Raw genomic sequence first — 4133 nt, 5'->3', positions numbered from 1 at the left:
TACGGGTGAGACTGGGTGGATGGAGCATCCGCTCAGGGTCCTCGTCGTGGACGACGAGGAGGCGATCACCGATCTTGTCGCCATGGCGCTGCGTTACGAGGGTTTCGACGTGCGCGACGGTGTGCGTCAGGGGATGGCGGACAGCGCCTGGTTGACCGCCACGGTGTCGAACCGCTCCGGGGCGAACTCGACGGCGTTGTCGACGCCCAGCCATTCCAGCTTCTCGTCGTGCTCGGGGTGGTCGGGATCCTTCAGCACCTGTAGCAGTTCGGCGTATCCCCAGATGCCGCCGCAGTCCTCCGGTGGGGCGGCGCGGCGCCCGCCGGTGCAGCGGGGATAGCGCACCGTCGGATCCGGGCTGAGGACCTTCTCCAGCAGGATGTCGTGTTCCCAGCTGTCACCGAAGTCGTAGGTATAAAAAATCTTGTCGTTCGCGGTGGGCACGACCTGTTCCAGCGTCACCGCGGCCTCGGCGCGGTAGCCCGGATCCGCGTCGGGGCTGCTGAAACTGCCATACTGGGTCTCGAAGACGTGAAGATGGGTGTCGTACCAGCCGAACGCGGCCTGGATGACGGTGTGCAGCCGGTCGAGCCGGATGTCGGCAGGCACCTCCAGCCGTCGCCAGATCGGCGGTTTCGTGCCACGCAGAACGACCTTGATCTGATAGACCGGCGCTGGCCCGGCCGCCTTCTTCCGTTTCGCCGGCAGCGCCGCCGACGGCGCGACGTCGGACGGGGCCAGTTCGAAGCCGCCAGGGATCAGCAGCCGCGTCAGGTCGGGGCCGATGTCGTCCTCGTCGTCGGTGGGATGCGGCGCGGGTGGTCTGCCGGGCTCCGGCAGAGTCGCCAGCCGGGCCCGTAGCAGCATCGCCAGCGCCGGATAGGCCGGGCTGTCGTCCTCGTCGTCGAGGAATTCGGCCAGGTTGAGAGCGACGTCGCCCGCGTCGTGTACCGCCCGCGCGGCGAGGGCGTTCTCGGCCTGCCAGCGGAACTCCTCCGGGCTGAGGTTCTCGGCCCTGATCCGGACGCCCTCGGAGCTGGCAGCGGCATGCAGCGTTTCGACCGCTTCGGGCAGCTTGTCGGCGTCGAGGAAGAGAACGTCGGCGGCGGCGCCGCAGTCGTTGCGGTCAACGTTGATGATGACGGCGTGCCCCCGCCCCGCCCGATGGAACGAGCAGACCAGTATCGAGGCCGTTTCCTGGTCGTCATCCAGGCGTTGGAAGCCATCGGCGGTCACCGGTGCCTGCAGCTCGTCCGCCCATACCGGGCGGGTGATGCCGGCCTCGGCCAGGCGGTCGGCGGCGTCGTTCGCGGCCGCGCCGAGACGGCCCGGCGAGACGGAGCCGATCGCCAGCAGCGTCGCCAGCGCCTCCACGGCGCCCGTGGACTCCAACGCCGGGACGAGCCCTTGCGTAAACGCCTCCTCGGCGTCCTCGCCGATCAGGTCGCTGGCTGAGACCAGCGTCGCGCCAAGGACTTCCGCCTCCATCGGATCGTCGATGGTGAGCAGGAGCTCCCCGTTCGTGGTCAGCTCACCGACGACCATCCCCAGCCCGTCGGCGCCCGAGCACGCCGGGCAGTCACACGTGCCCTGCGTGTCCGGCACACGTGACACGGCGGTGGGGCGTGACCTGGTCCTGTTGTTCCTGGTGGGGGGTTTCCGCCCGCTCCTACGGCCACGACTGCTGGGGCTCATGCGGTAAGTCTGCTCCCATCCGCCGCGTCCGGCTCACCCGGTTATCGCTCCGTCCACCGAGCGGGCGCGTCCTGGTCGGACAGCGGCTGTCTCCTCATCCGGCCTGGCTGTCGACGATGCCGGGACGCGGGGAACGGCGGAGGCGGGATCAAAGCCCGCGAACCCCAGCCCGATGACGAAGCCCGCGACCTCCTCGAGCTGGCGGCTCGACGGAGCCTGGTCGACGGCCCCATGAAGGCGCTCGGCGACTGGACACTCCAGCACGGCGACGAACTGCTGGACGCTCAGGAACACGCGCCGGAATTCTGACCCAACAGGGCTGACAGCCGACCACCGGACAATTCAGCGGACATGAGGCCGACGTCGCGGCCATCAGGGTTCTGCCCGCCGGCTCGGGGCAGGACCGCCGGAGCGTGGTTGCTCGCCGCCCTGGGCGGGACCGCCTGCCGATTCGTGCTCCGGGACCGGCGGAATCGACGTCGCGCCGCCGCGAGCTCTTCTTGCCGCCGGTGGTTCCGCTGCTGCCATTTCCGGTCAGAGTGTGCTGAATCCGCGTTGCAGCCGGGCCAGGGCGTCGTCGATCGCAACGACCGGGTCCTGATGCGGCGAGGACGGCGCGGGTCGCCTGGACGTGTCGAGCTGGCTGATCATCATGATGCCGATGATGGCGCCGGTGACCGCGACGACGTCGGGGTCGTCCGCCTTGCGTCCGGCCCGTTCCGCCACGGCCACGGTGAACTCGTGCGTGGCGGAGGTGAGGTGATCCAGGTGCGCCGCGCGGACCTCGGGTATCGCGGCGATGAGCTCGGTGCGGTGCTGCTCCAGGGCACGCTGGTCGGGACTCAGGGTGGCGTAGCCGGCGCGCAGCGCCTCGCGGAAGGCCGTGATGACGCCCTCGCCTGCCGGGCGGGCGCGGAAGTGGGCCAGCAGGTCGTAGTCGGCGGCGTCCCACAGGACCATGTCGGGCTTGGTCGGGAAGTGCCGGAAGCAGGTCCGCGCCGCGACCCCGACCTCTTCGGCGATCATACTGACCGTGGTCTCGGCGTATCCTCGCTCGGCGAAAAGCCGCAGCGCGGCCGCCTGGATCGCCTGCTTGAGCGCGATGGTCTGCGTCTGGCTCCACGATGGCCGCTCCCGCGACAATTACTCGCTCCCTTCGACAACGGTGTCAGCGCGTGCTGCGTCGATCATTGCCTCGCCACCCGCCTGGCTGACCGGCGGCGGCTGCGACGCGGCGGCGGTAGCCGTGGCGAGGACCGTACCGATCCCGGCGCCGGTGATCGAGGTCCAGGCGGACACGAACCCGAAACCGTTGCCCGTGCTCGTCGCGGACCCGAGTATCAGGCCGGCGCCCAGCACCGCGAAGCCGCCGACGAGCACCACCTTCGCGCCGATCGTCTTCGTGAGTGGCTCGGCACCGGTCGCGCCGACGGCGAGCCCGCCGAGCAGCGGGAGGAGCCGCAGGCCGGAGCCGATGGAGTCCACGCCGAGCACGGCCTGGAAATACTGCGGCAGGGTGAACAGCACCCCGATCATCGCCAACGAGCACAGGAAGGCCAGGACCGTGCCCCAGACGTACTCGGGGATGCGGAACAGGCCGATGTCGACCAGCGGCTCCCGCGCCCGAGCCGACACCGGCGCCGCGGGCAGGCCGCGGGTGAGGCGACGCTGCCAGAGCGCAAAAACGATCAGCAGCAGGGTGCCGGCCAGCAGCGCGGCGCTCACGACCGCCGAACCCCAACCACGGGTGCCCGCCTCGGCGCACCCGTAGACCAGCCCGGCCAGTCCGCCACCGAACAGAGTCATCCCCACGAGATCGAGCCGGCCCCGGTCTGACCCGCGGGACTCTGGCACCAGCGCCACCACCGCGACCAGCGCGATGACCACGACCGGCACGTTGATGAGGAAGACCCAGCCCCACCAGAACCGGTCGAGCAGCCAGCCGCCCAGAATCGGTCCGGTCGGCAGGGCCAGGAAGTTCACGCCCGCCCACACGCCGACCGCCCGGGAACGCTCGTCCTCGGCGAACATCACCGTGACTGCCGACATGGCCATCACCACGATGCCGGCCCCGGCGATTCCGCCCGCTGCGCGCGCGGCGATGAACATGGCCGCCGAGCCCGACCAGGCAGCCCAGGCCGAGGCGGCCCCGAAGGCGGCGAGAGAGGCGATCATCACCCGGCGCCGCCCGTACCGGTCGCCCAGCGACCCCAGCGGCAGCATCGCCACGGCCCAGGTCAGCAGATACGCCGAGGAAGAACCACACCAGATCTGTGGCCGAGGCATGCAGCTTCACCGCAAGCGTCGGCAACGCCACCGCCAGCACCGTCCCGTCCACGCCGACGGCGAAGACGGCCACCGCGACGCCGGCCAGCGCCAACCACTTCCGATCCATCCCGGCCCTCTTTTGTCACTCAATGTATATCTGTCAGTGGATG

At 70.1% G+C, this 4133-nt stretch carries 4 protein-coding genes and 1 pseudogene; 1 reads left to right on the top strand and 4 read right to left on the bottom strand.

What is annotated here, in order from left to right; all coding sequences use genetic code 11:
- Positions 1 to 19 precede the first annotated feature (19 nt).
- Positions 20 to 115: pseudogene (locus NBW84_RS07500) on the top strand (DNA-binding response regulator); the annotation flags it as partial.
- A gap of 11 nt (positions 116 to 126) precedes the next feature.
- On the opposite strand, the gene NBW84_RS07495 reads toward NBW84_RS07500, so the two are convergent.
- The 4 genes from NBW84_RS07495 to NBW84_RS07480 form a co-directional block, all read right to left on the bottom strand.
- Positions 127 to 1614, bottom strand: coding sequence for a plasmid pRiA4b ORF-3 family protein (locus NBW84_RS07495; protein WP_250282988.1), 1488 nt, complete (start codon positions 1612 to 1614; stop codon positions 127 to 129).
- A 114-nt stretch (positions 1615 to 1728) separates the two neighbouring features.
- Positions 1729 to 1989, bottom strand: coding sequence for a hypothetical protein (locus NBW84_RS07490; RefSeq protein ID WP_250282986.1), 261 nt, complete (start codon positions 1987 to 1989; stop codon positions 1729 to 1731).
- A gap of 240 nt (positions 1990 to 2229) precedes the next feature.
- The gene (locus NBW84_RS07485) at positions 2230 to 2838 is read right to left on the bottom strand and encodes a TetR family transcriptional regulator (RefSeq protein WP_250282984.1); all 609 of its coding nucleotides are present in this window, start codon (positions 2836 to 2838) and stop codon (positions 2230 to 2232) included.
- The gene (locus tag NBW84_RS07480; protein ID WP_250283028.1) at positions 2839 to 3918 is read right to left on the bottom strand and encodes an MFS transporter; all 1080 of its coding nucleotides are present in this window, start codon (positions 3916 to 3918) and stop codon (positions 2839 to 2841) included. It lies immediately after the preceding gene.
- Positions 3919 to 4133: the final 215 nt, after the last annotated feature.

Origin of the sequence: Protofrankia sp. CiP1_Cm_nod2, assembly GCF_920664355.1 — a bacterium.
Classification (GTDB): domain Bacteria; phylum Actinomycetota; class Actinomycetes; order Frankiales; family Frankiaceae; genus Protofrankia.
This window is presented reverse-complemented; position numbering and strand designations above follow the sequence as displayed.